This window comes from Bacteroides sp. D20, from assembly GCF_003436255.1.
GTDB classification, from domain to species: domain Bacteria; phylum Bacteroidota; class Bacteroidia; order Bacteroidales; family Bacteroidaceae; genus Bacteroides; species Bacteroides uniformis.
The window spans coordinates 119,229-143,881 of the sequence record NZ_QSOO01000011.1 but is presented as its reverse complement, the minus strand read 5'-3'; the positions used below and the strand labels follow the sequence as shown (position 1 = coordinate 143,881).

The following is a 24,653-nucleotide window of genomic DNA, read 5'->3' as shown; positions in this document are numbered from 1 at the left end:
CATTATTCATTATGAATGCGAACGTGGAATTTGATGAAATCCGTCCTTATCATGATGAGGAACTTCCTCAAGTCTATGAGGAACTGATTGCCGATGCGGCGTTCCGGCAGGCAGTGGATACTGTGATGCCTGGTGTACCTTTTGAAGTCTGGTCGCAGAAAATGCGCGCGTGTAAAACCAAGCTGGAATTTCAGAAGACCTTCTGCTATGGGCTTCTGTGGAAATTGGCGAAGGAGGCTACGGATGGATTGACTTTGGACCATACCGCGTTGCCGGCAGACAAGTCGGCGGCGTATACCTATATCTCCAATCATCGCGACATTATTCTCGATTCCGGTTTCTTGTCCATTCTTTTGGTAGACCAGGGTATGGATACGGTAGAGATAGCCATTGGCGACAACCTGCTTGTCTATCCGTGGATTAAGAAATTCGTGCGTGTCAACAAGTCCTTCATCGTGCTGCGTGCGTTGACCATGCGCCAGATGCTGGAGGCTTCCGCACGCATGTCCCGCTATATGCATTATACCATCAGTGAGAAGAAACAGTCTATCTGGATTGCACAACGTGAAGGGCGTGCCAAGGATTCCAACGACCGCACGCAGGACAGTGTGCTGAAGATGCTGGCAATAGGCGGTGAAGGCGACGTCATTGACCGCTTAATGGAAATGAATATAGCTCCGCTTGCCATTTCCTATGAATACGACCCTTGCGACTTCCTGAAAGCGCAGGAGTTCCAACTGAAACGGGACATTGAAGGCTATAAGAAAACGACGGCTGACGACTTGCTGAATATGCAGACCGGACTGTTCGGCTATAAAGGGCGGGTACATTTCCAGACGGGTGCCTGCATGAATGATGAATTGGCGAAGATGGACCGTTCACTTCCGAAGCCCGAACTCTTTGCACGCATGTCTGCACTGATAGACAAACGTATTCATGCCAGCTACCGGATGTATCCCAATAATTATGTGGCACACGACCTTCTCGAGGGGAAGGAGGATTTTTCCGACCATTACACTGCCGAGGATAAGCAGCGTTTCACGGCCTATATAGAACAACAGTTGGAGCGTATCTCCATTCCTAATAAGGACGTGGACTTTCTGCGCGGAAAAATGCTGCTGATGTATGCCAACCCGTTGAAGAATTATCTGGCGGCTATAAAAGAATGAATACATGAAGAAGTACTGTGATTGGTGGCTTTTGCCTTTGTTGGCCTGTCTGTTGGCTGGTTGTGGCGATGATGATTATCATTATCCTTCCGTGAAGTTGGAATTCTTGACTGCCTTTTCGGGGGCTGACGGCTATCTGCGGTCTGTTGTGACAGATGAAGGGGAAACCTTGCCGGTAGTGGAGGACAAGACAAAGACGAACATAGAGGCAAACGCTTTGGTACGTGTCATCAGTAATTATGCTTCGGAGGTAACTGCCGATGGAACTGCCGGTGCGGTGCTGTATGCCTTGAGCGGTGTTCTTTCTGTCGCTCCCCAAACGGCCGACAAGTTCGAGGAGGGCGTCAAGACAGACCCTACTGATGTGCTGGGTATCTGGATGGGACTCGACTATCTCAATATGACACTGATAGTCAAGGAGAATGGTGAACATAAGTTCCATTTTGTTGAGGATGAAGTGATTGTGGATACTGCTACCGGGTGTAGTGAAGTATATCTGACGCTGTATCATGACGCAAAGGAGGAGGTGGTGTCTTATACCAGGCGTGCCTACGCTTCCGTACCTTTGCGGCAGTATGCGGCAGAGGGTATACAGAAGGTTATGGTTCATTTCAGTGTGCACACTTATTCCGGTGACATCAAGACTTACGATTTTGTTTATAACCCTGACTAAAATGAAATATTCGATGAAGACATTGTTCGCGGGTTTTTGCCTCGTTTTTACCACCCTCTTTTCCTGCCAGCAGAAGGAGGGACAGTTCAAGTCTGTTTCGGTAGATGACTTTTCCACATTGATAGCCAATCCGGAGGTGCAGCTTCTGGATGTGCGTACTGTTGCCGAATACTCGGAAGGACACGTGCCCCACAGTATCAATATCAATGTATTGGATGAGTCGTTTGAAACGATGGCCGACTCCACTCTGCAGAAGGACAAACCGGTTGCAGTATATTGTCGTAGTGGTAAGCGTAGTAAAAAGGCCGCTGCCATACTGAGCAAAAAAGGATATATAATCTATGACCTTGACAAAGGTTTCATCGGTTGGGAAGAAGCGGGCAAAGAAGTGGAAAAGTAATAGCGGTGTAGCTGAAATGCATTTGCTATAATTTCTTTTTAGGCGAGGATTACGCGGATTCCACGGAAAAAATTTAAGAAAAGAATCCGCGTTTTCCGCGTAATCCGCGCCTAAAAAGAATAAAGTAGTCTTGTCCTCTGGTTAGAGGCTTTCAAGCAGTCTCTTTAGCACCACTGTTGCTGAAATCTCCCGGTTGGCCGCTTCGGGGATTACGATGGACTGCGGGCTTTCTATCACATCATCCGTCACAATCATGTTGCGTCGAACCGGCAGGCAGTGCATGAAGTAGGCATTGTTGGTAACGGCCATCTGGCGCTCGCCTACTGTCCAGGTGCGGTCTTTGCTCAATATTTGTCCGTAGTTGTCGCCTGTATAGGCCGCCCAGTTCTTGGCATAGACAAAATCGGCTCCTTCAAAAGCTTTCATCTGGTCATATTCTACGCGGGCATTTCCTACGAACTTGGGGTCGAGTTCATAACCTTCGGGATGTGTAATCACAAAGTCATAATCAGTTGCATTCATCCATTCGGCAAAGGAGTTGGGGACAGCCTGGGGCAATGGACGCGGATGTGGAGCCCATGTCATCACTACTTTGGGGCGTGCCGTCTTCTTATATTCCTCAATGGTTATCAGGTCGGCAAAACTCTGCAGCGGATGGCGTGTGGCAGCCTCCATGGAGAATACCGGCCGGCCGGAATGCTTGATGAACTGCTCCAGTATCACTTCGTTGTAATCGTCTTCCTTATTTTCGAAGCGTGCAAAAGAACGTACGCCGATGACGTCGCAATAGCAGCCCATCACGGGAATGGCTTCCAGTAAGTGTTCCGGTTTGTCACCGTCCATGATGACACCACGCTCTGTCTCCAGTTTCCAGGCTCCCTGGTTGATGTCCAGTACAATTACGTTCATGCCCAGATTCAATGCAGCCTTCTGTGTACTGAGGCGGGTACGCAGGCTGGAGTTGAAGAAAATCATCATCAGCGTTTTGTTACGTCCCAGTTCCACATATTTGAAACGGTCTTTTTTAATCTCGAATGCTTCGTCCAGTGCAGACTTCAGGTTACCGATGTCCTGCACGCAAGTAAAGTTCTTCATATTTACAGTCTTTTTAGTGTATCTATATCTTTGTTATTCGGCTGTCAAGGTCTGGTCTGTCCGGAACCTTCGATAATCCATTTGTATGTGGTGATTTCTTCCAGAGCCATCGGACCGCGGGCGTGTAGCTTCTGGGTGCTGATGCCAATCTCGGCACCGAGTCCGAATTGTGCGCCGTCGGTGAAAGAGGTCGGTGCATTGACGTATACGCAAGCGGCGTCCACTTCCCGGCAGAACCATTCGGCACGTGTCTTGTCGTCCGTAATGATGCATTCGCTATGTTTGGAACCGTACTTCCGGATATGTGCCAATGCTTCCTGGAAAGAATTCACGGTTTTAATGGCCATCTTGTAGTCCAGGAACTCTCTGCCGTAGCAGTCTTCAGTGGCAAGTCTCAACAGCTCGACGGGATATTTGTCACGCAGACTGTGGTAGGCGGGTTCATCGGCAAATATCTCTACATTGCTTGATTGCAGCGGCAGGCATAGGTCGGGCAAATTAGCCAGGCTGTCGGCTTCGATAATCAGGCAATCCAAAGCGTTGCATACACTGACCCGGCGTGTCTTTGCATTGGCAATGATAGATGGACCTATGCTTATATCGCCATAGCGGTCGAAGAACGTATGGCATACGCCGGCACCTGTCTCTATAACCGGTACTGTGGCATTCTGGCGTACGAAGTTTATCAGGCTGCTGCTGCCGCGCGGAATTATCAAATCTACATAATCGTTGGCATGCAGTAGTTCGGCAGTCGCCTCTCTGTCGGCAGGAAGCAGCTCCACGATATGTGTATCTACGTTGAAATGCTCCAGTACCTCGTGTATCACGCTGATTATGGCACGGTTGGAATAGTCTGCATCGCTTCCGCCTTTCAGAATACAGGCATTGCCGCTTTTAAGGCAGAGTGAGAATACATCGAAACTGACGTTGGGACGGGCTTCGTAGATAATGCCTATGACACCGAAAGGTACACTGACCCTTTTTATCTTCAATCCGTTGGGTAATACGTTCTCTTTAAGGACTTTTCCCAAAGGAGAAGGGAGGGCGGCTACGTTGCGGATGTCCGCAGCGATGTCCTGCAAACGGCTTTTTGTCAGTTTTAGGCGGTCGTATTTAGGGTCGGTAGAAGGCATACGCTCCAAATCCTTCTGGTTTTCACTCAGAATGAAGTCTGTTTTGTTTATGGCAGCGTCTGCAACAGCCAGTAATATTTGGTTGATTTCTTTGTCGCTCAACGCTAGCATGTTACGGCTGGCATCTTGTACGGCGACAAAAGTTTTGTTTAAGTTCATTTTCTTACTGAGTATAGAGTGATAAATATGCAAGTATGAATATCGTGGATAGTATCCGTCTGTGGCCTATTCTATATATAGGTAGTCGTAGTGCACTACGGGTTTCTTTCCATGTTTTCCCATTGTTTCCCGTGCCTGGCTGGAGTCACAGTTGGCTTTTCCCACACCGATGGGTTTACCGCCGAAGTCGATAATCCGTACGATGTCGTCCTTCTCGAACTCGCCTATAACGTCAGTGATGCCTACCGGTAGGATGCTTACTGCTTTGTCCGAGAAGAGCAGTTCGGTGGCACAATGATTGATGTGCAGTTCGCCTTTGGCAAACCCTTCGCTGTGCGCAATCCATTTCTTGATGCTCGATACCGGTTCCGGAGACGGAATGAAACGGGTATAGTTTAATTCTTCATTATTCATTATTTTCACGAGGATGTTGTCCCGCTTCCCGTTGGCTATGATTACTGTGATGCCCTCATCTGCCACTTTGCGGGCAATGTTGGTTTTTGTCAGCATGCCGCCGCGTCCGAAGCTGGATTTGGAAGTTTGTATGTAGGAGGAGAGGTCTTTGCCTTGTTCTATTTCACGGATGACCTGAGAATTCGGGTCGGCGGGTGAACCGTTGTAGATGCCGTCTATATTGCTGAGAATGATTAGTGCCTGGGCATCCATCATGGAGGCTATCAGGCCGGACAGCTCATCGTTGTCGGTGAACATCAGTTCACTCACGGAGATGGTGTCGTTCTCATTGACAATGGGAATGACGCCGTTCTCCAGCATTACGGTCATACAGTTTTTCTGGTTGAGGTAATGGCGGCGGGTGGAAAAGTTCTCTTTCATTGTGAGCACTTGTCCCACGGGGATGCCATGCTCCCGGAACAGCTCGTAGTAGCGGTTGATGAGTTTGGCCTGCCCTACAGCGGAAAAGAGCTGGCGCTGGTCTACGCTGTCCAACTTCTTGGTGGGGTGCACTTCACTACGTCCCGAAGCAACGGCTCCGGAAGAAACAAGTATTATTTCTATGCCGGCCTTGTGCAGCTCGGCTATCTGGTCCACCAAAGCGGACATGCGGGTGACGTCGAGAGTGCCGTCACGACGTGTCAAAACATTGCTGCCTATCTTGACAGCAATTCTATTGAAATCAATCTCCATTTTCTCTCTTTTCGTATTCGCGGACTACTTCCATAGCGGCTTCGTAGTCCTTTTCATTGACGAGGACGGAAACATCTACCGCAGTGGCAGGCAGTACAACGTTTACTACCATTCCGTCTTTTGTTACAGCTTCAATATCACTATTTCCCAGCAGGCTCTTTACAAGTTCTGCTTCCCACGGTGAACCGGTGAACACCTCAACGAGTTTGCTTTTGTCTTCTTCTTTCATGATGGTATGAATTTAGAGGTTTCTGTCTTACAAATATAACAAATGTTTTTGTTTTAATGTTTAATGCTGACGAATTTATAGTTCAATCCTCTCAACTCTTATCGATTCATTCAGGAAAGTAGAAGCCGATTCTGTGAATTTCTCCTCCGATTCCGTGGTGCGGTAGACGCATCTTCCACCTTTGGTACATTTTTTGTCCATTTCCGGATGACGGTGAAGATAGTCTTTCAGACTGTCTGCCACCAGTTCCCCTTGGGTGACGGTCGTGATGCCGTCGGGCATGTATTGCTGTATCTTGGGCAGCAGCAGCGGGAAGTGCGTGCAGCCTAGAATGACGGTATCTATCTGTGTGTCTTTGGCCAGCAGGTTGCCGATGTTCTTGCGTATGAAGTAGTCGGTACCCTCACCTTGTGCCTCGTTGTTTTCTACGAGGGATACCCATAGAGGGCAGGCTTCACCGCTCACTTTGATGTCGGGGAAGAGTTTATGCACTTCCAGCGGATAGGATTCAGACTTGATGGTTCCTGCTGTGGCAAGCACTCCCACATGGCGGCTTTGGGTTATGTTCCCTATGCATTCTACGGTTGGGCGGATTACTCCCAACACACGACGCATTGGGTCGAGGCGGGGCAAATCATTCATTTGTATGTTGCGCAGGGCTTTTGCCGAAGCTGTATTGCATGCCAGGATGACGAGATGGCATCCCATCTCGAACAGTTTGGTGACTGCCTGCAAGGTGAACTCATAGACAATCTCGAATGAGCGGGTCCCGTAAGGCGCACGTGCGTTGTCGCCCAGGTAAATGTAGTCATATTGGGGAAGGACTTCCCGTATCTTGCTTAGGATGGTCAGTCCGCCATATCCGGAATCGAATATTCCGATGGGACCGGCTGCAGAAGGTAATGTCTGTTTCATGCGTTCTAAAGGCTATGTACCATGCAAAGATAATTCAAATTTCTCAGTAATGTATAAAAAATAAGCGCGGATAAAACTATCCGCGCTTGCTTTATCATAAATAATTCTATTATTTAATGCCCAATTGCGTTTTGACTTTGGCAGTTACATCAACGCTCTGTGCTCCTACGAATGGTATCGGGGTACGGGCTAAGTCGAAAATGTAGACAACACCTTCAGTTTTGCCGACAGCTTGGATGGCTTCGTCCAGTTTCTTATAGATGGGAGCCATAGCATCTTGCTGTGCTTTCTGCATACTTTGATAAGCTTCTTGTTGGAACTGTTCCTGACGTTGAGCCATATCCTGCAGCTCTTTCTGACGTCTTTCTGCAATGTTTTTCGGCAGAGAGTCGGCTTGTGCCAGGAATTCTTGGTACTTCTTTTGGAATTCTTCGTTGGTACGCTGCATTTCATCCTGGTATTTTTTAGACATGGCGTCCAAGTCAGCTTGGGCTTTGGTAAATTCAGGCATAACAGCGATTACATCTTGAGAATTCATGTGAGCGAATTTAGCTTGCGCCATAGCTCCCAGCGGGAGGGCGAACATAACTACGAGTAGTGCGATTTTTTTAAGCATAATGTTTATTATTTATTTGAATGATTATTCGTTGGGGGCAAATATAGCGCAAACTGAACGCAATACAAAATAAGCAAGCTTATTTTTAATCTTGAATGCAGTCTATATTCTGAAACAAATGTATGAAATTAATTTGAATATCCCAGTTTTGCAAGTACTTCATTGCTGACGTCAATACTTGGCGAGGCAAAAATGATACTTGATGCGGAAGCACGGTCTACAACTACCGCATATCCGTTCTGTGTAGCAATTTCCTTTACAGCATTGTATATTTCATCTTGAATGGGTTGCATCAGACTTTCACGTTTTTTATACAGTTCGCCTTCCGGACCGAAGTATTTGCGGCGCAGCTCGGCTGCCGATTTCTCTTTAGCGACAATCTCTTCTTCCTTTTTGCCTCTCTGTGTTTCAGAAAGGGAAGCAATCTGAGACTGATAGTTCTTGTACAGAGTCTTGGCTTCTTCGGAAATCTTTTCGACTTCACTCTGCCATTGTCTGGAGGCTTGTTCCAGTTGTTCATTGGCACGTTCGTAAGCAGGAATATTTTTCAGGATATATTCCATGTCAATCAAGGCGAACTTCTGTGCACCGGCTGTTATACTTACTGCAAACAGCGTAAAAAGGATCAATAAACTCTTCTTCATAACGATACTGCATTAATTGTCAATTATCAATTGTCCATTGCTTAGAATTCCTGTCCCAGGATGAAGTGGAACTGGCTGCCGCCATATTGCGAGGAACCCATTATTTTGTCGAAACCGTAAGCCCAGTCGATACCCATCATACCAATCATCGGGAGGAAGATGCGGACACCGACACCGGCTGAACGTTTCAATTCGAACGGGTTGAACTTATTGACATCATGCCATGCATTACCGGCTTCCACAAACGTTAACGCATAAATACTGGTACTTGTTTCGAGCATCAAAGGATATCTTAATTCCAGTCCGAGACGTGTATAGGCATAACCTTCAGAACCGTATGGAGTCAATGAGCTGTTCTCATAACCACGGAGGGCGATACTTTCTGTAGCATAGCTGGAGTAGCCGGTCATACCGTCACCACCCACGTCAAACGTTTCGAACGGAGACTTTTTGTATTTGTTGTAGTGTCCCAGCAAACCGAATTCTACACGTCCCATCAGCACCGGAGTACGTTTGACGGTAATCGGGTCCATCAACGGGATGTAGACTTTGGATTTGAATTTCCACTTGTGGTATTCAATCCACTTGTGCATCTTGTTCATGTCTTCCTGGCTGCTGGTGCTGTACTTGCTGTAATCGGTACCGTCGAACAGAGAGAAAGGCGGTGTGATTTGTGCAGACAACGAGAACTCGGAACCTTGGCGCGGATAAATCGGGTTGTCGATAGAGCTACGGGACAAGGTCAGGTTGAGGCTGAGGTTATTACACTTACCGTTGGTAACCGGGAAGTACTGCCAGTCACTCAGAACATAGCGTTGGTAAGACAACTCGGCTGTGAACTGGAAGTAGTCATCCGGCCACTTCAAACGCTTACCGAACATCACTGCAAGACCATACATCTGGATAGATTTGTCCGGGTCGTAATAATTCTCGTAGTTGTTGTAATTGCCGTAGTTGTACATACCGTAGCCATACATACCGCTATAATAGCTGTTGTAATAGCTGTTCATGTAGGCTGAATTGTAATAACGGCTACTGATGTCGGTCTGGCGGGAATAGAAAGCCGATACGGAGAATGCATTCGGGCGTTTACCGCCAAACCACGGGTCGTAGAATGAAACGCTGTATGACTGATAGTATTTGGCATTGGTCTGGCCGCTGATGGTCAATGTCTGACCATCGCCTTGCGGGAGGATACCGCGGTAGTTCTCACCCGGATGCAGCAGGTTGGACAGAGAGAAGTTGGTGAACTTCAGACTTAACTTACCGATAATACCCGTTTGTCCCCAACCGGCGGAGAACTCTACCTGGTCGTTGGCTTTGGATACAAGGTCATAACCGATGTCTACCGTGCCGTCTTCCGGTCTCGGCTGGATGTCGGGCTGGATTTGTTCGGGGTCGAAGTGTCCCATCTGCTGGATTTCACGCATGGAACGCATCAGGTCTTCACGGCTGAAGAGTTCGCCCGGACGGGTACGGAGTTCACGGCGTACTACGTTTTCATACAAACGGTCGTTACCGTTGATGCTGACTTTATTGATGGTAGCCTGGCGACCTTCGTAGATACGCATTTCCAGGTCGATGGAGTCGCCCACGATGTTTACTTCCACCGGTTCGAGGCTGTAGAACAGATAACCGTTGTTGTAGTAAAGGTTACCGATGGCATCGTCATCGGTCATTGTACGCTCTTCAAGTAACTTTTGGTTGTAGACATCACCCTTCTTCATCTGGAGGAGGAAGTTCAGTTGTTCGGAAGGATACAGTGTGTTACCTACCCAGGTTACATTGCGGAGATAGTATTTCTGTCCTTCCTCAATCTGCATGAAGATGTCTACCGTGCGGTCATCGTAGGGCTTGATACTGTCTGTCACGATGATGGCGTCACGATAACCCAGTTCGTTGTATTTGTCGATAATCAGCTGTTTGTCCGCTTCGTAGTTGTCCTCAATGAATTTCTTGGTGCGGAACAGATTGAGCAGCTTGCCCTTTTCGTTTGTTTTCTTCATCACACGCTTCAGCTTCTTGGTCGTGAGGGCCTCGTTGCCTACAATGGTGATTTGATGTACTTTCACTTTCTCCTTCTTGTCGATGTCGATGTTGACAATCACTTCATTCTTCTTTTCCGGATCATCACGTTGGGTGATGATTACATCTGCATTCTTGAAGCCCTTGTCGTCAAAATAGCGCTTTATCAAGGTCTTGGCGCGGTCCACCAGATTAGGTGTAATCTGACCGCCCTTTATCATGCCGATTCTGCTTTCCAGGTCTTCACGCTCTGACTTCTTCACACCGTTGTAGCGTATGTCGGAAACACGCGGACGCATGGTCAGATGAATGGTCAGCCAAATTTGGTCGCCTTCAATCTTGTCTGCTGTAATTTCCACGTCAGAGAACAGACCGTGGCGCCAGTAGCGCTTACAAGCTTGTGTAATCTCGTCACCCGGCACGGTGATAGTCTGCCCTTTGGATAGTCCGGACAATCCGACAATTACATAATCCTCATAGTTCTGGGCTCCTTCGACCTTAATGTCGGCTATTTCATACTTCTTGGGTGTTCCCGAATAGAGTATAACCGGCTTTTCGGTTTCATCGGTGTTGTTTACGTCCTGTGCTGCTGTTGTCAGTGCGCAGCCGAAAAGGCAGACAAACGTTACGAGTATGGAGAAAATACGATAGTGCATCTTTTTATTTACTATTTTACAATTTACTATTTACTATTTGTGTGTCCGGTGATTAATTGATTTGCTCGCTGGTCTTGCCGAACCTGCGTTCGCGTTTCTGATAGTCACATATGGCTTTGCGTAATTCTTCTTCACGGAAGTCGGGCCAATAGGTATCACAGAAATAAAGTTCCGAATAGGCGCATTGCCAGAGCATGTAGTTACTAAGGCGGAGCTCTCCTCCGGTACGTATCAGCAGGTCGGGGTCGGGCATGAAGTGGGTTGTCAGATGACGGGATATGAGCTCACTGTCGATTTGTTCGGGTTTCAGCTCACCTTTCTGTACCAGGTCGGCTATTTGCCGGGCAGCTTCCGTTATTTCCCAGCGGGAAGAGTAGCTCAATGCCAGTACCAGGCACATTCCCGTGTTGTGGGAGGTGTGTGCCACGCAAGTGTTGAGCCGTTGCTGTACGTTGGCAGGCAGTTTTTCAATATCTCCTATTACCCGGAAACTGATATTGTTCTTCATGAACGTCTCTTCCTCTATGGAGTCGAAGAGCAATCCCATCAAGGCGGCTACCTCGTCCGACGGACGATTCCAGTTCTCGGTAGAGAACGTATATAAAGTAAGGTATCTGACTCCTAATTTAGCGGCTTCCTCTGCAATGACGTGCACAGTCTCTGCGCCGGCCTGATGTCCATAGCTGCGTTCGTGTCCACGCTGCTTGGCCCACCGTCCGTTACCGTCCATGATAATCGCCACGTGCTGGGGTATCCGGTTTAGATCGATTTCTTCCTTATATGACATCATTATTATTGTATTTCGAAGCCCAATCTGTTAAGACGTCCGCGCCATACCTCATTCTTGGTGCCGTTGCCGCCGAATATCACCCAAATGAAGTCCCGTTTGTCTGCCGGGTCCACAGTTTTGTCTTTCGTCGGTTCCACTATAATGGAGTACGCGCCTTTCCCTTTGAATTCCTGGGGTAGCAGGAATTTGGTTTCTGTCTTGCTCCACGCAATGCCTGTGATGGAGTTGTAGATGGCGTCAAGTTCTCCTCCAAAGCAATAGAACATGTCGCCATAGTACATAATGGCAGGGTTGACCATGCCGGGACAAGATGTGTCGTACACCGTGTTAGCCAGGCTTGCCCAGCCTTTGCCGTCCAATGAGAACCAGGGTATTGTCTCTTGTTCGTTGGCCAGCGGCATTCCTGCCAGAACCACCTTCTCTACACCATTGCCGGTATTGGTCTGGGTGGTGGATATGTTTTCGGTAGGGAATCCTGCCGGGACTTCCTCAAGGGTAAGGTTGTCAGCCGTGTTTTCCGTTTCCCAATTCTTTCCGTCTTTACAGATGTTGAAATATTGCTTTCCGTTGATTTCCACAATACCCGAGAGCCGGTCAGAGAAACCATTGATGAGGACTATGACATTGTCTCCCAATGTAGTGACTTCTGTCCAGGCGCCGCCGTTGGTAGAGCTGAATACTCTTTTGCTTTCTGTAACCATATAAAGCGCATTGTTATACTCTACGGCAGATGTCAGCTTTACGTCTGAGGGGAGGTTGCTGACATTGACTTTACTCCAGTTGTATTTATCGGGCGCAGTCGATGTCTTGTAAGCAGTACTGTTGGAAGTGTAGACAAATAGTTCGTCTCCCAGTACAACCGCTTTTTGCTGACCTAAATTGATGGTATTGGAGAATATATTCCCCCTTTTCTGCATGTCTGTCCATACGAGTGAGTCCGGGTCTTGCAGGTGTACATTAACTTTCAATTTATATTCGCGGACTGTAACACCGTCGGCGGCATGTGCTTTGAACAGCATGCCGGCATCGTTGTTCATGGCGGGTCTCAAATCCACGGAGTCCGACATGACGAATACCGTGTCGGTAGGCGAGCCTGAAGTTATCCAACCGGTAACGGTCATAGTATCAATCAGAATACGGTCAATGATGGTATCTGAACCTACGGGCAATGAATCTCTGTTATAGATGAGTCTATTGAGCTGGTCAATTGTAAATTTGTAATGTTTGCCATGTATGGTATCGATACCAAAAGCATGTATAGTAGCATCGGAGCTGAATTCATAATTGTCGTCAGAGTCAAGGCATGAACTTAGAGCAAATGACACAATAAGAAAACTCACAATTACTGATAGAAACTTTATTCTCATTTTGAAAGTTAGTGTTTATTTACAAGTTGCAAAAATAGGAACATTTTTTTCTATAAACAGCTTTACGGGGAAGTTTTATATAAAATTATAGATAATATCCCCCTTTTTCTCGATAAAAAAGCCCTGAAATGAGGCTATTGACTGTTTCTTGAGGCCGTATAATGGCGAAAACTCCTGCCGAAAGAATACTCTGTTGCAAATGGATATCCGTCACTGATTTCGGGTGCTTTGACGCCGGAATGAAGAAGGTGCGGAGCTTCTTCCACAAAGATTTCGTCCCACAATCCGGCATCAATGAAGGATTGGAGCGTTTGGCTGCCACCCTCTACCAAAAGGGATTGTAATCCGCGTGTATACAGCATTTCCATGATTTCGGGGAGTATATTCTGCCGGTAGTCGCTGACTGGCAGATATTCTACATTCGGTAGCGGAGCGTGCGGGATTTCTGTAAAAACGAGGGTCGGCACGCTACCGTCAAATAGGTGAAGGCTGGGGGATAGCTTTTGTTGCCGGTCCAGCACGATACGTACCGGTGAACGACCATACCAATGGCGGACATTCAGGCCGGGATTGTCCAGTTCAGCCGTACGGGTACCTACTAATATGGCACTGTGCTCTGCCCGTTTCTTGTGTACCAGCATCGAAGTCAGCGGGCTGGAGAGGATAACCGGTTTACCGTCCGTGCGGGAGTAATCGATATATCTGTCAGAAGATTCCGCCCATTTTAGGGTGATGTAGGGGCGTCGCAAAGTATGGAAAGTGATGAACCTGCGGATGAGCTGCCGACATTCTGTTTCCAGCACTCCGACAATAACTTCACGTCCGGCATCCTTCAGTTTCTGTATGCCTCGGCCCGCAACCTTAGAAAAAGGGTCCCGGCACCCGATGACGATGCGTGGAATCTGCTTCTCGATGATGAGGTCTGCACAAGGAGGAGTTTTGCCATAGTGCGAACACGGTTCCAGGCTGACATAGATGGTGGAACGTTTCAGCAGGGACGTGTCTTTCACGGAACGGATGGCGTTGACCTCGGCGTGGGCTTCTCCACAGCGCACATGGTATCCCTCGCCTATGATTTTCCCGTCACATACTATTACCGCTCCCACCATCGGGTTGGGTGCTGTATTGCAAAGTCCGTTTTGTGCCAGTTGGATGCATCGCAGCATATATTTCTCTTCTTCTGAATTCATATCCTTGCTTGTCTTTTGGTTGAATAATCAAAATTAATGATTACTTTTGCAGCCCGAATAAAACCGGACTCCGAATGAATGTAACCGTTTCACATATCCGCAGTGCTTTGCAGGAGTGCTATCCTCCCCGGGAGGCAGCCAATCTTTCCCGTATTGTCTGCTGTGAAATGTTAGGTCAGAGTCATATTGACTATTACCTGGGCAAAGATATGATTTTATCTCCAAAGGATGAAAAGGAATTGGAAAGCATTCTTTCCCGTCTGTGCAATTTTGAGCCCATACAGTATGTGCAGGGTACTGCCCGTTTCCTGGGACGTACTTTTCGGGTGGCTCCGGGGGTGCTTATTCCCCGTCCCGAAACGGAAGAACTGGTGGAGAGGATGCTGGAGGAAGTCGCTCCGGCTTCCCGTATTCTCGACATTGGCACTGGAAGTGGGTGTATTGCCGTCACTTTGTCTAAAGAGTTGCCGGAAGCGGAAGTAACTGCTTGGGACATTTCCGGAGAAGCTCTTGCCATAGCCGGCGACAATAACCGCCTTTTGCAGACCTCCGTACAATTTGTACAGCGTGATGTCCTGACGTATCAACCGACTGAGGATGAGTACTTTGATGTAATCGTCAGTAATCCGCCTTATGTTACGGAAACAGAAAAGAAGGACATGGAGCCAAATGTCTTGAACTGGGAACCTTCGGGAGCTTTGTTTGTTCCAGACAGCGACCCGCTCCGTTTCTATCGGCGTATAGGTGAACTGGGACGGAGCATGCTGACGGTCGGCGGCCGACTCTATTTTGAAATCAACCGGGCATTTGGAGAGGCTGTCGCTTCGATGCTTCGCAAGCAAGGCTATACGAATGTCCGTATCCGAAAAGATATTTCCGGCAACGACCGGTACGTAATTGCAGAACGATGATAGAAATAACTGAAACTGAAGCTTTGAACAGAGTGGCGGCATATTGCTCCACTGCCGAGCATTGCCGGGCGGAGATTGCGGAGAAACTGCAACGCTGGGGCATTGCCTATGATGCCATAGACCGTATCATCAACCGTCTGGAACAAGAGAAGTACATTGATGAAGAACGCTTCTGCCGTGCTTTCATCAACGACAAATACCGTTTAGCCAAATGGGGCAAGATGAAGATAGGGCAGGCGCTCCAGTTGAAAAAGATATCTTCATCTGTCTATTGGCCCTATTTGAACGAGATTGATGAGGAGGAATACCACGCCGTCTTGCAGAAACTGCTGGCGGCAAAGCGTAAAAGCGTCCGTGCCGAAAGTGAGTATGAGTTGAATGGCAAACTGGTGCGTTTTGCCTTGAGCAGGGGGTTCGAAATGAAGGATATATGTCGTTGCATAGAGGTTTCTGAGGAAAATGACTACTCCGAATGAAAATTATCGGCTTTCTCTTTTTTATTCTCATTCTGTTTCCGTATTTTTGTGCCATATTTATCATATATAGATTAGTTTTGCTATGAAAACTTTAGAAAGATTGTTTGCAGAGAAGTTGCTGAAGATAAAAGCGATTAAACTACAACCGGCTAACCCGTTCACTTGGGCATCCGGATGGAAGTCTCCGTTTTATTGTGATAACCGCAAAACCCTTTCTTATCCTTCTCTCCGTAATTTCGTAAAGATTGAAATTACGCGTCTGATTTTGGAACGTTTCGGACAGGTGGATGCCATTGCCGGTGTGGCAACGGGAGCTATCCCGCAAGGTGCCTTGGTGGCCGATGCATTGAACTTGCCGTTTGTATATGTACGCTCCACTCCGAAAGACCATGGACTGGAGAATTTGATTGAAGGTGAACTTCGTCCCGGTATGAAGGTGGTAGTCGTGGAAGATTTGATTTCTACGGGTGGAAGCAGTTTAAAGGCTGTAGAAGCTATCCGCCGTGACGGATGTGAGGTCATCGGTATGGTGGCTGCCTATACTTATGGTTTCCCGGTTGCCGAAAAGGCTTTCAAGGATGCCAAGGTGCCTTTGGTGACGCTGACCAATTACGAGGCTGTGATGGAAGTGGCACTGCGTACGGGCTATATCGAGGAAGAAGATGTGGAGACTCTGAATGAATGGCGTAAAGACCCTGCACATTGGGAATCTGGTAAATAAGAACTTATTTGTAAAAATGTTAATATGGATAAAAGAGCCATTCGGATAGATTCTGTCCGGATAGTTCTTTTTTCTTTTTGAATACGATTGATTATGACGAAATTTGAGAGTGGAGTGAAAGTTGTACCGGCTTCACAAGAAGCTGTTTATGAAAAGCTTTCCGACCTGAGCAATCTGGAGAAGGTGAAAGACCGTCTGCCTGAAGACAAAGTGAAAAACTTGAGTTTTGACGCGGAGAGCATGACGATAGAGGTGGCCCCCGTGGGAAAGATTACGTTGCAGATTGTGGAGAAGGAACCTTGCAAGTGTATCAAGTTTGCAACAACCACTTCACCGCTGCCCTTCAATCTGTGGATACAGATTGTACCCACCACCGAAACCGAATGCAAAATGAAGCTGACCATCGGCATGGATATAAATCCGTTTATGAAGACCATGGTGCAGAAACCCTTGCAGGAAGGACTGGAGAAGATGGCAGATATGTTGGCGATGATACAATATTAATCACTAACCATTAATCATTAGAAACAACGTGGCTCAGAAACTTTGGGAAAAATCCGTTCAGGTAAATAAGGATATCGAACGCTTCACGGTAGGCCGTGACCGTGAAATGGACCTTTATTTGGCAAAGCACGATGTGCTGGGTTCCATGGCGCACATCACGATGCTCGAAAGCATTGGCTTGTTGACGAAGGAAGAACTGCGGCAATTACTGGCCGAATTGAAGGAAATCTATGCGATGGCCGAGCGTGGAGAATTTGTGATAGAAGAGGGAGTGGAAGACGTTCACTCACAAGTGGAACTTATGCTGACGCGCAACTTGGGTGATATAGGTAAGAAAATACACAGCGGACGTTCGCGCAACGACCAGGTGTTGCTCGATTTGAAGCTCTTTACCCGTGCAGAGATAAAGGAAGTGGCAGAGGCTGTGGAACAATTGTTCCATGTGCTGGTTATGCAGAGCGAACGCTACAAGGATGTACTGATGCCGGGTTATACACACTTGCAGATAGCCATGCCGTCTTCTTTCGGACTTTGGTTTGGGGCATACGCCGAGAGCCTGGTGGACGATATGATGTTCCTTCAGGCAGCTTTCAAGATGTGCAACCGCAATCCTTTGGGTTCTGCTGCGGGATACGGTTCCTCGTTCCCGCTGAACCGTACGATGACTACCCGTCTTTTGGGATTTGATTCCCTCAACTACAACGTAGTGTATGCCCAGATGGGGCGTGGCAAGATGGAGCGTAATGTTGCTTTCGCCCTTGCCAGTGTGGCCGGAACCATATCGAAATTGGCTTTTGACGCATGTATGTTCAACAGTCAGAACTTCGGTTTTGTGAAGCTGCCGGACGATTGCACTACCGGCTCCAGCATCATGCCTCACAAGAAGAACCCGGATGTCTTTGAACTGACGCGTGCCAAGTGCAACAAACTGCAATCCCTTCCCCAGCAGATTATGATGATAGCCAACAATCTTCCTTCCGGCTATTTCCGTGACTTGCAGATTATCAAAGAGGTCTTCCTGCCTGCTTTTCAGGAACTGAAAGACTGTCTGCAGATGACGACTTACATTATGAATGAAATCAAGGTGAACGAACATATTCTTGATGATGACAAGTATCTGCTTATTTTCAGTGTGGAGGAAGTCAACCGCTTGGCACGTGAAGGGATGCCTTTCCGCGATGCCTACAAGAAGGTGGGACTGGATATTGAAGCCGGAAACTTCTCGCACAGCAAAGAGGTGCATCATACCCATGAAGGCAGTATCGGAAACCTTTGCAACGATGAAGTCTCTGCCCTGATGCAGAAAGTGGTAGATGGTTTCAATTTTGAGACCATGCAAGCTGCAGAGAAAGAGTTGCTGGGCAGGTAAAAGGTTCTGCGGGTTCAAGTCCCGCTGCGAGTACTGTACTTTTATAAAAAAAAATTTGGCAGAAACGGGAAAACTGTTTATCTTTGCACCCGTTCTCCAAATGCGGAAATAGCTCAGTTGGTAGAGCATAACCTTGCCAAGGTTAGGGTCGCGAGTTCGAGTCTCGTTTTCCGCTCTCTTTTCCCTTTTTAGGATGCTCGAATGGTGGAATGGTAGACACGAAGGACTTAAAATCCTTTGGCCATTGCGGCTGTGCGGGTTCAAGTCCCGCTTCGAGTACTCGATTAAGCTCTGTGAATCATTGATTTGCAGAGCTTTTTCTTTATAAGCTCTTGATATGAAAGACCGTTTCTCTATAGCGAACAAAGTGTTTCCCTTAATAGAACAAGTTGTTTCATTATGGCGAACACTTTGTTTCCCTTAACAAAACATTTCGTTTCATCATATGAAAACAAACTGTTTTTCCTTATTGGAACAAACTGTTTCTCTATACTTGAACAAAGTGTTCATCGCTGTGAACTAACAAACTAACTATAATACTATAGTAGATGATATGCGCGTGGCACTTACTAATATGTGCTTGCAGATGAAATAAAAGAATCTATATAAATAGCCTCCTCTTTATTGTTCAGAACAGCTTGGGGCGTTTGTTATTGAACCGATAGCCGATACCCAACATCAGATAATTGGGCTCATGAAATTCCCGGAGGTTATATCCTATATGGAGATACGAATTGCGTGTTACGTCTATTTTCAGGGCAAGAATCTGATAGAAAGACTTCATGTCACCGCCGCCGTGCAGAACATTGGCTCCCAGACCGATACCTACCGTGAAGTAAGGCATGACAAATTCTCCGCGGGCGGATAAGCCCAATGCCATCTGCTTCTTGGCGGGCGGAGTATAGAAGCCGTTCTCTTCCTCGTACGATTCTTTCATGTTCGCACTGTGGTCGTATACGCCGTCCAACGCCACACCGGCGCGGAATTTATAGCCGAAGTTGTACATGGGTGCAAAGCTGAAACCGAACACGTTGTAAGTGCCGGGTGCGGGTACCTGGCCACTACTGCCCTCATGGGCCACTGCTTTCTTTCGCCAGGAGCCGAACAAAGTCAAGTCGTAGCTGACGTGGCGGGGGAATGGAGGAACGATAGGGCGTTGCCATGATTGGGCGAGCTCATCCGCTCTGCGGTTAAAGTTATATACCAACCCCACTTTGCAGTCCACCGTGTTCAGACCGGAGTTGGGATATTGGGTATTTCCGTTGGAAAAGTGGCTTCCGGTAGTTCCTATCATCAGGTCGAACTTGGGGGAGAGTGCCCACTTTAAGTAGAGGTTCACATTGAGATAGGCATTCACTTTCGAGCCGATAATCTGGTTCTCCGGGTTGTCATATTCATCGTAGGGTTTCCAGCCGAACGATGCGCCGAAGTTCCATTCATAGTTCAAGGATATGCGGGGGCTGAATTGGGCGATGCGTCCCCCTTGAAACAGATAGACCGCCAGCGGGTTGCCCAGCTCTTCCGGATTGCCGAAGTTGAAATAGCCGACTCCAATCCCTTGATAGGCTCCTATATAAGCCTGGTCGGCAACGGTGTGGGGACGGAGCTGGAAGGAGTATTTCAGATGGCCGGCATAGGCATTTTTCATGGCCTTGTATTGGTGGTTGGAGTACTCCAGAAAAGGGCTGGTCTGAAAAATATAGCCAGCACGCCCTTCTACGCCTAATCTGTGGATGAAGCGCTGTGAGAAAGGGAGTGTATCCCGTTTGTATTCCGAATGACTATCGGATGTCCATTGTTGGGCGTATATTGTATCAGACAAGAAAAGTACCGCTCCTAAGAAAGCCAGTATTTTCCATATCTGCGTTCTATTTTTCATATGCCGTGTCGGTCTTTCTTGTTTATAAATGTTCCAAGTGAAGTTTAATTTCGTGCAAATATAGTTCTTTTCTCCTTTTGGTATTCACAATGAGACAACTATTTGTAAAAAGAGGGGGTAAAACGGAAATCGTCAATAGAATGGCCGACTTCGGTTTTATCCCCTCCTTATTCATTCACCCGGATGTTGTCTTATGATTCAGATACTGGGTGGCGAGTGTTATTTCCGGTCGTTCTCCCGGATTTCCACACGGCGGATTTTCCCGCTGATGGTTTTGGGGAGCTCATCAACAAATTCGATGACACGCGGGTATTTGTAGGGAGCCGTCACTTTCTTCACATGGTTCTGCAACTCCTTGACAAGCTCTTCTCCGGCGCGTGCCTTGTACTCTTTTGCCAACACAATCGTAGCTTTTACCACTTGGCCGCGGATTTCATCGGGCACACCGGTAATGGCACATTCCACTACGGCTGGGTGGGTCATCAATGCACTTTCCACTTCGAACGGGCCGATGCGGTAGCCGCTACTTTTGATGACGTCGTCGGCGCGACCCACGAACCAGAGGTAGCCGTCTTCGTCCTTCCAGGCTACATCTCCCGTGTAGTAAATGCCGTTGTTCCATGCCTCGTGGGTGCGGTTGGCATCACGGTAGTATTCCTTGAACAATCCCAGCGGTTTGCCTTTGTCGGTACGGATTACAATCTGTCCCTGTTCACCGGCTTCCACGGAACGTCCTTCGTGGTCTATCAGGTCTACATCGTATTGCGGATTGGGCAATCCCATGCTGCCGGGTTTCGGTTCCATCCACGGCATGGTGGCAACGGTAAGGGTCGTTTCGGTCTGTCCGAAGCCCTCCATCAGCTTGATGCCCGTTAACTTCTTGAAGGTCTCGAATACAGCGGGGTTCAAGGCTTCTCCGGCGATGGTGCAGTATTCCAGGCTGGATAGGTCGTACTTCGTAAGGTCTTCGTGAATGAGGAACCGGAAGATGGTGGGCGGTGCACAAAGCGACGTGACGTGATAATCCTGTATCTTCTCCAGTATGGCTGCGGGAGTGAACTTCTCGTGGTCGTATACAAATACGTTGGCACCGGCAATCCATTGTCCGTAGAGCTTGCCCCACACGGCTTTTCCCCAACCGGTGTCGGCAATGGTGAGGTGTAGGCTGCTCTCTTTCAGGTTGTGCCAGAAGCTGCCGGTGACGATATGTCCCAACGGATAGGTGAAGTCGTGGGCCACCATTTTGGGCTCTCCGGTAGTACCGCTGGTGAAGTACATCAGGGAGATGTCATCGTTCGTGTTCGGATGTTCCGGTTTCACGAAAGGAGCGGCGGCCTCGATACCTTTGTGGAAGTCTTCGAATCCTTCGGGAGCTTCCGGCCCGACGCTTACGAGGCGTTTCACAGAAGGAGACTCTGGCATAGCTGCCGTGATATGGTCGGTGATGACGCTTTCGCCGGCACAGACTATCATTTTAATGTCTGCGGCGTTGCAGCGGTATACGATGTCTTTCTTCGTCAGCAGGTGGGTGGCGGGAATCACCACTGCACCGAGTTTGTGCAGTGCCACAATGCTGAACCAGAATTCATAACGGCGTTTCAGTATCAGCATCACCATGTCTCCGTGCCCGATGCCGAGGCTTTGGAAATAGGAAGCCGTCATGTCTGTGTACCGTTTCATGTCGGCAAAGGTAAACTGCCGGCATTCGCCCTGGTCATTGGTCCACAACAGTGCGGGTTTGTCGGGCTGCTCGGCTGCCCAGGCATCCACTACGTCGTAGCCGAAGTTGAAATTCTCCGGTACGTTTATCTTCAAGTTCTTGATGAAGTCCTCCTGTGAGGTGAAGGATGTTTGAGATAAAAATCTTTCTACCATAACTTTATTACATGATTACTGCCAGGAATTTTACAGTCTTTCCGTCAAGCGCCTTCATGCCGTGCGGCAGTTTGGAGTTGAAGTATAGACTGTCTCCTTCGTTTAAGATTAAGTCTTTGCCGTCGATGCTGACCATCATACGGCCTTCCAGTACGAGGTTGAACTCCTGACCGGTATGGCTGTTGTAATGTATCGGCTCGCTGTCCGGTTTCGGTTCTACGGTCACGATGAACGGGTCTGCCGTGCGGTTGATGAAACCGGCTGCCAGCGATTGGTATTTATATGCCTTGGTACGTTCTATACTGGTTCCTTTTCCGGCACGTGTCAGGAAGTAGGAGCTCATTTTGGGCTCTTGCCCAAACATCAGTGCGTCCAGTGATATGCCGTAGTGCCGTGCTATCTTCTGCAGCATGCTGACCGAGATGTCGAATTCTCCGGTTTCGGCCAGACGGTACTCTTCTGCAGAGATGTCGCAGTCGCGGGCGATATCGTCGGCAGTCAGTTCCAATACGTCACGCAGTCCGCGCAGGCGTTCGGCTATTTGTCTGATTTGTTCGTCCATAATTATATTTTTTTAATGGGTTGTTATTAAAGTGTGGCAATGTGCCAATAGGCTGCACAATGTTTAATTATACCGTAGCTCATAGGCATATCGGGACATCGTTACATTAGCACATTAAATATCATTTACTCGCTTTGATGGCTTTAATCACAGTGGAGGTGAATCCTTCATGTTCCAGCTCGTTGATTCCCTTGATGGTAATTCCTCCGGGGGTACACACCTTGTCAATCTCAACACTGGGGTGCGTGTCGTTGTTCAGAATCAGCTCGGCTGCCCCTTTCACGGATTGTGCCACCATGCGCATGCCGTCTTTGGGATAGATACCCATTTCAACGCCGGCCTGCATGGCTGCCTGGATATACTTAAGCACGTAGGCGATGCCGCAGGAAGTCATGGCAGTGGTTGCCGCAATCTTTTCTTCGGGAATGAGCATGGCGAGTCCCATCTGGTTGAAAATGTCCAGCATCAGTTGCTCCTGCTCCTTGGTGGCATTGCGGCTGGCGATGAGTGTCATGCTTTCCATCTCGCTGATGGCGGTATTGGGAATAAGACGGAACATGGTCATTTCTTTGTCTGCTACATAGTGTGTCAGCTCTTCAAAAGGAATGCCGGCTGCAACGGATATAAGAATCTCTGTGCCTTTTAGTTCCAGTTCCTTTATCACTGGCTCCATCAGCCATGGCTTCACGGCAAAGATTATCATATCTGCACCGGCTGCCGCTTCCTGGTTGTCATTGGTCACTTGCAATGCGGGGAATTCTGCCTTCAGCTTGTCCAGCTTGCCCTGGGTGGGGTTGGAGACAATGATGTTACCGGCAGGGATGATTGTTCCTTTTGCCAGCCCTCGGGCAATGGCTCCCCCCATATTTCCTGCACCGATAATTGCTGTTTTCATATCTTTTTGTTGTTAAAAGAGTTGTTTTGCTGGCAAAGGTAGATAAATTTTCTACAAAAAACGACCGAGAGAGAAAGGTATTCTGCTTTTCGGTCGTTTCTTTTGCTGGCTGATTATTTGTGTCAAATATTAAAGTACTTTCTTGAAGCGTTCCAAGAATTCCTTTGCTTCATCCATGCCGAGGCACAGAGGCGGCAGCAGGCGAAGTACATTCGTACCGCTTACACCGGTGAATACATGCTGCTCTTTCAGTAGTCTTAGGCGCAGTTCCTTGATGGGTTCTTCAAATTCCAGCCCTATCATGAGTCCGCGTCCGCGAACGTCCTTGATTTGAGGGAATTTCTTTAGTTCCGTTATCAGGAAGTTGCCGACTTGGGCTGCATTCTCTATCAGGTTTTCCTGCTCTATCACATCCAGCACGGCAAGGGCGGCACTGCAAGCCAGGTGGTTTCCGCCGAAAGTGGTTCCAAGTTGCCCGTATACCGGTGTAAACATTGGGCTGATGAGTACGCCTGCCATCGGGAAACCATTGCCGATGCCTTTTGCCACGGTGACGATGTCGGCTTTGATGCCGTTGTACTGATGGGCGAAGAACTTGCCGCTGCGTCCGTAGCCGCTTTGGATTTCATCGAGAATCAAGACCGTGTTGTGTTCCGTACAAGTCTGGCGGAGAGCCTGCATGAATTCGTCTGTCGGCAGTTGGATGCCGCCTACACCTTGTATGCCTTCGATAATCACTGCGCAGACATCTCCTTTGGACAATTCGGCCTTCATGGCTTCGATGTCGTTCAACGGGAGGTAGGTGACGTGCCCGCAGTTGTTGATGGGAGCGATGATTTTAGGATTGTTCGTTACTTCCACCGCCAGTGAGGTACGTCCGTGGAATGCTTTTGAGAAGGATATCACACGGGTACGGCCATTGTAGAAAGAGGCGAGTTTCAAGGCGTTTTCATTGGCTTCGGCACCGCTGTTGATGAGGAAGAATGAGTAGTCGTCATAGCCACAGACTTTTCCCAAGCGTTCTGCCACTTGCTGTTGCAGCTTGTTAATTACTGAGTTTGAGTAGAATCCTAACGTAGCAACTTGGTTACTCACCATCTCTACATAATGTGGATGTGCATGTCCGATTGAGATGACTGCATGGCCACCGTAGAGGTCGAGGTATTCGGTACCGTTCTCGTCCCATACATGGCAGCCTTTTCCTTTGACGATGTTGATGTCAAAGAGAGGGTATACGTCGAATAAATTCATTTT

24 protein-coding genes and 2 tRNA genes are annotated in these 24,653 nt (G+C 48.0%); 10 read left to right on the top strand and 16 right to left on the bottom strand.

The window, feature by feature from the left end:
- Positions 1-11 precede the first annotated feature (11 nt).
- Genes DXD78_RS12810 through DXD78_RS12800 form a run of 3 tightly spaced genes read left to right on the top strand, consistent with a single transcriptional unit; the run spans position 12 to position 2,242 of the window.
- Positions 12-1,169 (top strand): hypothetical protein, encoded by a 1,158-nt coding sequence (locus tag DXD78_RS12810; RefSeq protein ID WP_005825164.1) that lies wholly within the window; start codon positions 12-14, stop codon positions 1,167-1,169.
- Positions 1,170-1,173: 4 nt separating this feature from the next.
- Positions 1,174-1,842: a NigD-like C-terminal domain-containing protein gene (locus tag DXD78_RS12805; RefSeq protein ID WP_009037772.1), complete on the top strand. Its 669-nt coding sequence runs from the start codon at positions 1,174-1,176 to the stop codon at positions 1,840-1,842.
- Positions 1,843-1,855: 13 nt separating this feature from the next.
- The gene (locus DXD78_RS12800; RefSeq protein WP_034529412.1) at positions 1,856-2,242 is read left to right on the top strand and encodes a rhodanese-like domain-containing protein; all 387 of its coding nucleotides are present in this window, start codon (positions 1,856-1,858) and stop codon (positions 2,240-2,242) included.
- Between the two features lie 141 nt (positions 2,243-2,383).
- Here the strand turns inward: DXD78_RS12800 and DXD78_RS12795 are convergent, their stop codons facing one another.
- The 11 genes from DXD78_RS12795 to ribD all read right to left on the bottom strand — a co-directional run bounded on the left by DXD78_RS12795 (position 2,384) and on the right by ribD (position 14,207).
- A complete protein-coding gene (locus DXD78_RS12795) occupies positions 2,384-3,337 on the bottom strand; it encodes an acetylornithine carbamoyltransferase (RefSeq protein WP_005825157.1) in 954 nt (317 codons plus the stop codon).
- A gap of 44 nt (positions 3,338-3,381) precedes the next feature.
- The gene (locus DXD78_RS12790; protein WP_009037774.1) at positions 3,382-4,629 is read right to left on the bottom strand and encodes a glutamate-5-semialdehyde dehydrogenase; all 1,248 of its coding nucleotides are present in this window, start codon (positions 4,627-4,629) and stop codon (positions 3,382-3,384) included.
- Positions 4,630-4,695: 66 nt separating this feature from the next.
- Positions 4,696-5,775 (bottom strand): glutamate 5-kinase, encoded by a 1,080-nt coding sequence (proB, locus tag DXD78_RS12785; protein ID WP_008662866.1) that lies wholly within the window; start codon positions 5,773-5,775, stop codon positions 4,696-4,698.
- Complete coding sequence (locus tag DXD78_RS12780; protein ID WP_005825154.1) at positions 5,765-6,004, bottom strand: DUF2007-related protein; 240 nt, start codon at positions 6,002-6,004, stop codon at positions 5,765-5,767. The genes proB and DXD78_RS12780 overlap by 11 nt, the downstream gene beginning before the upstream one ends.
- A gap of 75 nt (positions 6,005-6,079) precedes the next feature.
- Positions 6,080-6,919, bottom strand: a complete 840-nt coding sequence (gene murI / locus DXD78_RS12775) for a glutamate racemase (RefSeq protein WP_005834749.1) — start codon at positions 6,917-6,919, stop codon at positions 6,080-6,082.
- 109 nt (positions 6,920-7,028) lie between these two features.
- Positions 7,029-7,535 (bottom strand): OmpH family outer membrane protein, encoded by a 507-nt coding sequence (locus tag DXD78_RS12770; RefSeq protein ID WP_005834750.1) that lies wholly within the window; start codon positions 7,533-7,535, stop codon positions 7,029-7,031.
- 128 nt (positions 7,536-7,663) lie between these two features.
- Positions 7,664-8,179 (bottom strand): OmpH family outer membrane protein, encoded by a 516-nt coding sequence (locus tag DXD78_RS12765; RefSeq protein ID WP_005834752.1) that lies wholly within the window; start codon positions 8,177-8,179, stop codon positions 7,664-7,666.
- 41 nt (positions 8,180-8,220) lie between these two features.
- On the bottom strand, positions 8,221-10,860 hold the full coding sequence (bamA, locus tag DXD78_RS12760) for an outer membrane protein assembly factor BamA (RefSeq protein ID WP_005825149.1): 2,640 nt from the start codon (positions 10,858-10,860) through the stop codon (positions 8,221-8,223).
- A 52-nt stretch (positions 10,861-10,912) separates the two neighbouring features.
- Complete coding sequence (locus tag DXD78_RS12755; protein ID WP_005834753.1) at positions 10,913-11,647, bottom strand: isoprenyl transferase; 735 nt, start codon at positions 11,645-11,647, stop codon at positions 10,913-10,915.
- A gap of 5 nt (positions 11,648-11,652) precedes the next feature.
- Positions 11,653-13,017, bottom strand: a complete 1,365-nt coding sequence (locus tag DXD78_RS12750) for a DUF6242 domain-containing protein (RefSeq protein WP_009037775.1) — start codon at positions 13,015-13,017, stop codon at positions 11,653-11,655.
- A 134-nt stretch (positions 13,018-13,151) separates the two neighbouring features.
- Positions 13,152-14,207 carry a bifunctional diaminohydroxyphosphoribosylaminopyrimidine deaminase/5-amino-6-(5-phosphoribosylamino)uracil reductase RibD gene (gene ribD / locus DXD78_RS12745; protein WP_005834757.1) on the bottom strand — a complete coding sequence of 352 codons (1,056 nt, stop codon included), beginning with the start codon at positions 14,205-14,207 and terminating at the stop codon, positions 13,152-13,154.
- Between the two features lie 74 nt (positions 14,208-14,281).
- On the opposite strand from ribD, the gene prmC reads away from it, so the two are divergent.
- The 7 genes from prmC to DXD78_RS12710 all read left to right on the top strand — a co-directional run bounded on the left by prmC (position 14,282) and on the right by DXD78_RS12710 (position 18,467).
- Positions 14,282-15,118 (top strand): peptide chain release factor N(5)-glutamine methyltransferase, encoded by an 837-nt coding sequence (gene prmC, locus DXD78_RS12740; RefSeq protein WP_009037776.1) that lies wholly within the window; start codon positions 14,282-14,284, stop codon positions 15,116-15,118.
- Positions 15,115-15,594 carry a regulatory protein RecX gene (locus DXD78_RS12735; protein WP_009037777.1) on the top strand — a complete coding sequence of 160 codons (480 nt, stop codon included), beginning with the start codon at positions 15,115-15,117 and terminating at the stop codon, positions 15,592-15,594. Before prmC ends, DXD78_RS12735 begins: the two co-directional genes overlap by 4 nt.
- 82 nt (positions 15,595-15,676) lie before the next feature.
- Positions 15,677-16,315: an orotate phosphoribosyltransferase gene (gene pyrE, locus DXD78_RS12730; protein WP_005825142.1), complete on the top strand. Its 639-nt coding sequence runs from the start codon at positions 15,677-15,679 to the stop codon at positions 16,313-16,315.
- Between the two features lie 93 nt (positions 16,316-16,408).
- A complete protein-coding gene (locus tag DXD78_RS12725) occupies positions 16,409-16,819 on the top strand; it encodes an SRPBCC family protein (RefSeq protein WP_009037778.1) in 411 nt (136 codons plus the stop codon).
- Between the two features lie 28 nt (positions 16,820-16,847).
- Positions 16,848-18,188, top strand: a complete 1,341-nt coding sequence (gene argH / locus DXD78_RS12720; protein WP_009037779.1) for an argininosuccinate lyase — start codon at positions 16,848-16,850, stop codon at positions 18,186-18,188.
- Positions 18,189-18,290: 102 nt separating this feature from the next.
- Positions 18,291-18,363, top strand: a tRNA-Gly gene (locus tag DXD78_RS12715).
- Positions 18,364-18,383: 20 nt separating this feature from the next.
- Positions 18,384-18,467: transfer RNA gene (locus DXD78_RS12710), tRNA-Leu, on the top strand.
- Between the two features lie 349 nt (positions 18,468-18,816).
- On the opposite strand, the gene DXD78_RS12705 is transcribed toward DXD78_RS12710, so the two are convergent.
- The 5 genes from DXD78_RS12705 to DXD78_RS12685 form a co-directional block, all read right to left on the bottom strand.
- Positions 18,817-20,067, bottom strand: coding sequence for an acyloxyacyl hydrolase (locus DXD78_RS12705; protein WP_009037780.1), 1,251 nt, complete (start codon positions 20,065-20,067; stop codon positions 18,817-18,819).
- Between the two features lie 219 nt (positions 20,068-20,286).
- The gene (locus DXD78_RS12700; protein WP_009037781.1) at positions 20,287-21,942 is read right to left on the bottom strand and encodes an AMP-binding protein; all 1,656 of its coding nucleotides are present in this window, start codon (positions 21,940-21,942) and stop codon (positions 20,287-20,289) included.
- A gap of 7 nt (positions 21,943-21,949) precedes the next feature.
- Entirely contained in the window at positions 21,950-22,504 is a 555-nt protein-coding gene (locus tag DXD78_RS12695) for a helix-turn-helix domain-containing protein (RefSeq protein WP_005825132.1), read from the bottom strand.
- Positions 22,505-22,625: 121 nt separating this feature from the next.
- On the bottom strand, positions 22,626-23,399 hold the full coding sequence (proC, locus tag DXD78_RS12690) for a pyrroline-5-carboxylate reductase (protein WP_005834777.1): 774 nt from the start codon (positions 23,397-23,399) through the stop codon (positions 22,626-22,628).
- Positions 23,400-23,528: 129 nt separating this feature from the next.
- The gene (locus tag DXD78_RS12685) at positions 23,529-24,650 is read right to left on the bottom strand and encodes an aspartate aminotransferase family protein (RefSeq protein WP_009037782.1); all 1,122 of its coding nucleotides are present in this window, start codon (positions 24,648-24,650) and stop codon (positions 23,529-23,531) included.
- Between the last annotated feature and the right edge of the window lie 3 nt (positions 24,651-24,653).

Bases quoted from the DNA above. Each gene is read 5' to 3' on its own strand.
- pyrE (WP_005825142.1), top strand. From the start codon at position 15,677: ATGAAAACTTTAGAAAGATTGTTTGCAGAGAAGTTGCTGAAGATAAAA.
- DXD78_RS12805 (WP_009037772.1), top strand. From the start codon at position 1,174: ATGAAGAAGTACTGTGATTGGTGGCTTTTGCCTTTGTTGGCCTGTCTG.
- DXD78_RS12765 (WP_005834752.1), bottom strand. From the start codon at position 8,179: ATGAAGAAGAGTTTATTGATCCTTTTTACGCTGTTTGCAGTAAGTATA.
- DXD78_RS12795 (WP_005825157.1), bottom strand. From the start codon at position 3,337: ATGAAGAACTTTACTTGCGTGCAGGACATCGGTAACCTGAAGTCTGCA.
- DXD78_RS12800 (WP_034529412.1), top strand. From the start codon at position 1,856: ATGAAGACATTGTTCGCGGGTTTTTGCCTCGTTTTTACCACCCTCTTT.
- DXD78_RS12705 (WP_009037780.1), bottom strand. From the start codon at position 20,067: ATGAAAAATAGAACGCAGATATGGAAAATACTGGCTTTCTTAGGAGCG.
- proB (WP_008662866.1), bottom strand. From the start codon at position 5,775: ATGGAGATTGATTTCAATAGAATTGCTGTCAAGATAGGCAGCAATGTT.
- proC (WP_005834777.1), bottom strand. From the start codon at position 23,399: ATGAAAACAGCAATTATCGGTGCAGGAAATATGGGGGGAGCCATTGCC.
- DXD78_RS12695 (WP_005825132.1), bottom strand. From the start codon at position 22,504: ATGGACGAACAAATCAGACAAATAGCCGAACGCCTGCGCGGACTGCGT.
- DXD78_RS12750 (WP_009037775.1), bottom strand. From the start codon at position 13,017: ATGAGAATAAAGTTTCTATCAGTAATTGTGAGTTTTCTTATTGTGTCA.
- DXD78_RS12770 (WP_005834750.1), bottom strand. From the start codon at position 7,535: ATGCTTAAAAAAATCGCACTACTCGTAGTTATGTTCGCCCTCCCGCTG.
- DXD78_RS12780 (WP_005825154.1), bottom strand. From the start codon at position 6,004: ATGAAAGAAGAAGACAAAAGCAAACTCGTTGAGGTGTTCACCGGTTCA.
- DXD78_RS12700 (WP_009037781.1), bottom strand. From the start codon at position 21,942: ATGGTAGAAAGATTTTTATCTCAAACATCCTTCACCTCACAGGAGGAC.
- DXD78_RS12755 (WP_005834753.1), bottom strand. From the start codon at position 11,647: ATGTCATATAAGGAAGAAATCGATCTAAACCGGATACCCCAGCACGTG.
- ribD (WP_005834757.1), bottom strand. From the start codon at position 14,207: ATGAATTCAGAAGAAGAGAAATATATGCTGCGATGCATCCAACTGGCA.
- DXD78_RS12685 (WP_009037782.1), bottom strand. From the start codon at position 24,650: ATGAATTTATTCGACGTATACCCTCTCTTTGACATCAACATCGTCAAA.
- DXD78_RS12725 (WP_009037778.1), top strand. From the start codon at position 16,409: ATGACGAAATTTGAGAGTGGAGTGAAAGTTGTACCGGCTTCACAAGAA.
- prmC (WP_009037776.1), top strand. From the start codon at position 14,282: ATGAATGTAACCGTTTCACATATCCGCAGTGCTTTGCAGGAGTGCTAT.
- DXD78_RS12790 (WP_009037774.1), bottom strand. From the start codon at position 4,629: ATGAACTTAAACAAAACTTTTGTCGCCGTACAAGATGCCAGCCGTAAC.
- DXD78_RS12810 (WP_005825164.1), top strand. From the start codon at position 12: ATGAATGCGAACGTGGAATTTGATGAAATCCGTCCTTATCATGATGAG.
- DXD78_RS12735 (WP_009037777.1), top strand. From the start codon at position 15,115: ATGATAGAAATAACTGAAACTGAAGCTTTGAACAGAGTGGCGGCATAT.
- bamA (WP_005825149.1), bottom strand. From the start codon at position 10,860: ATGCACTATCGTATTTTCTCCATACTCGTAACGTTTGTCTGCCTTTTC.
- murI (WP_005834749.1), bottom strand. From the start codon at position 6,919: ATGAAACAGACATTACCTTCTGCAGCCGGTCCCATCGGAATATTCGAT.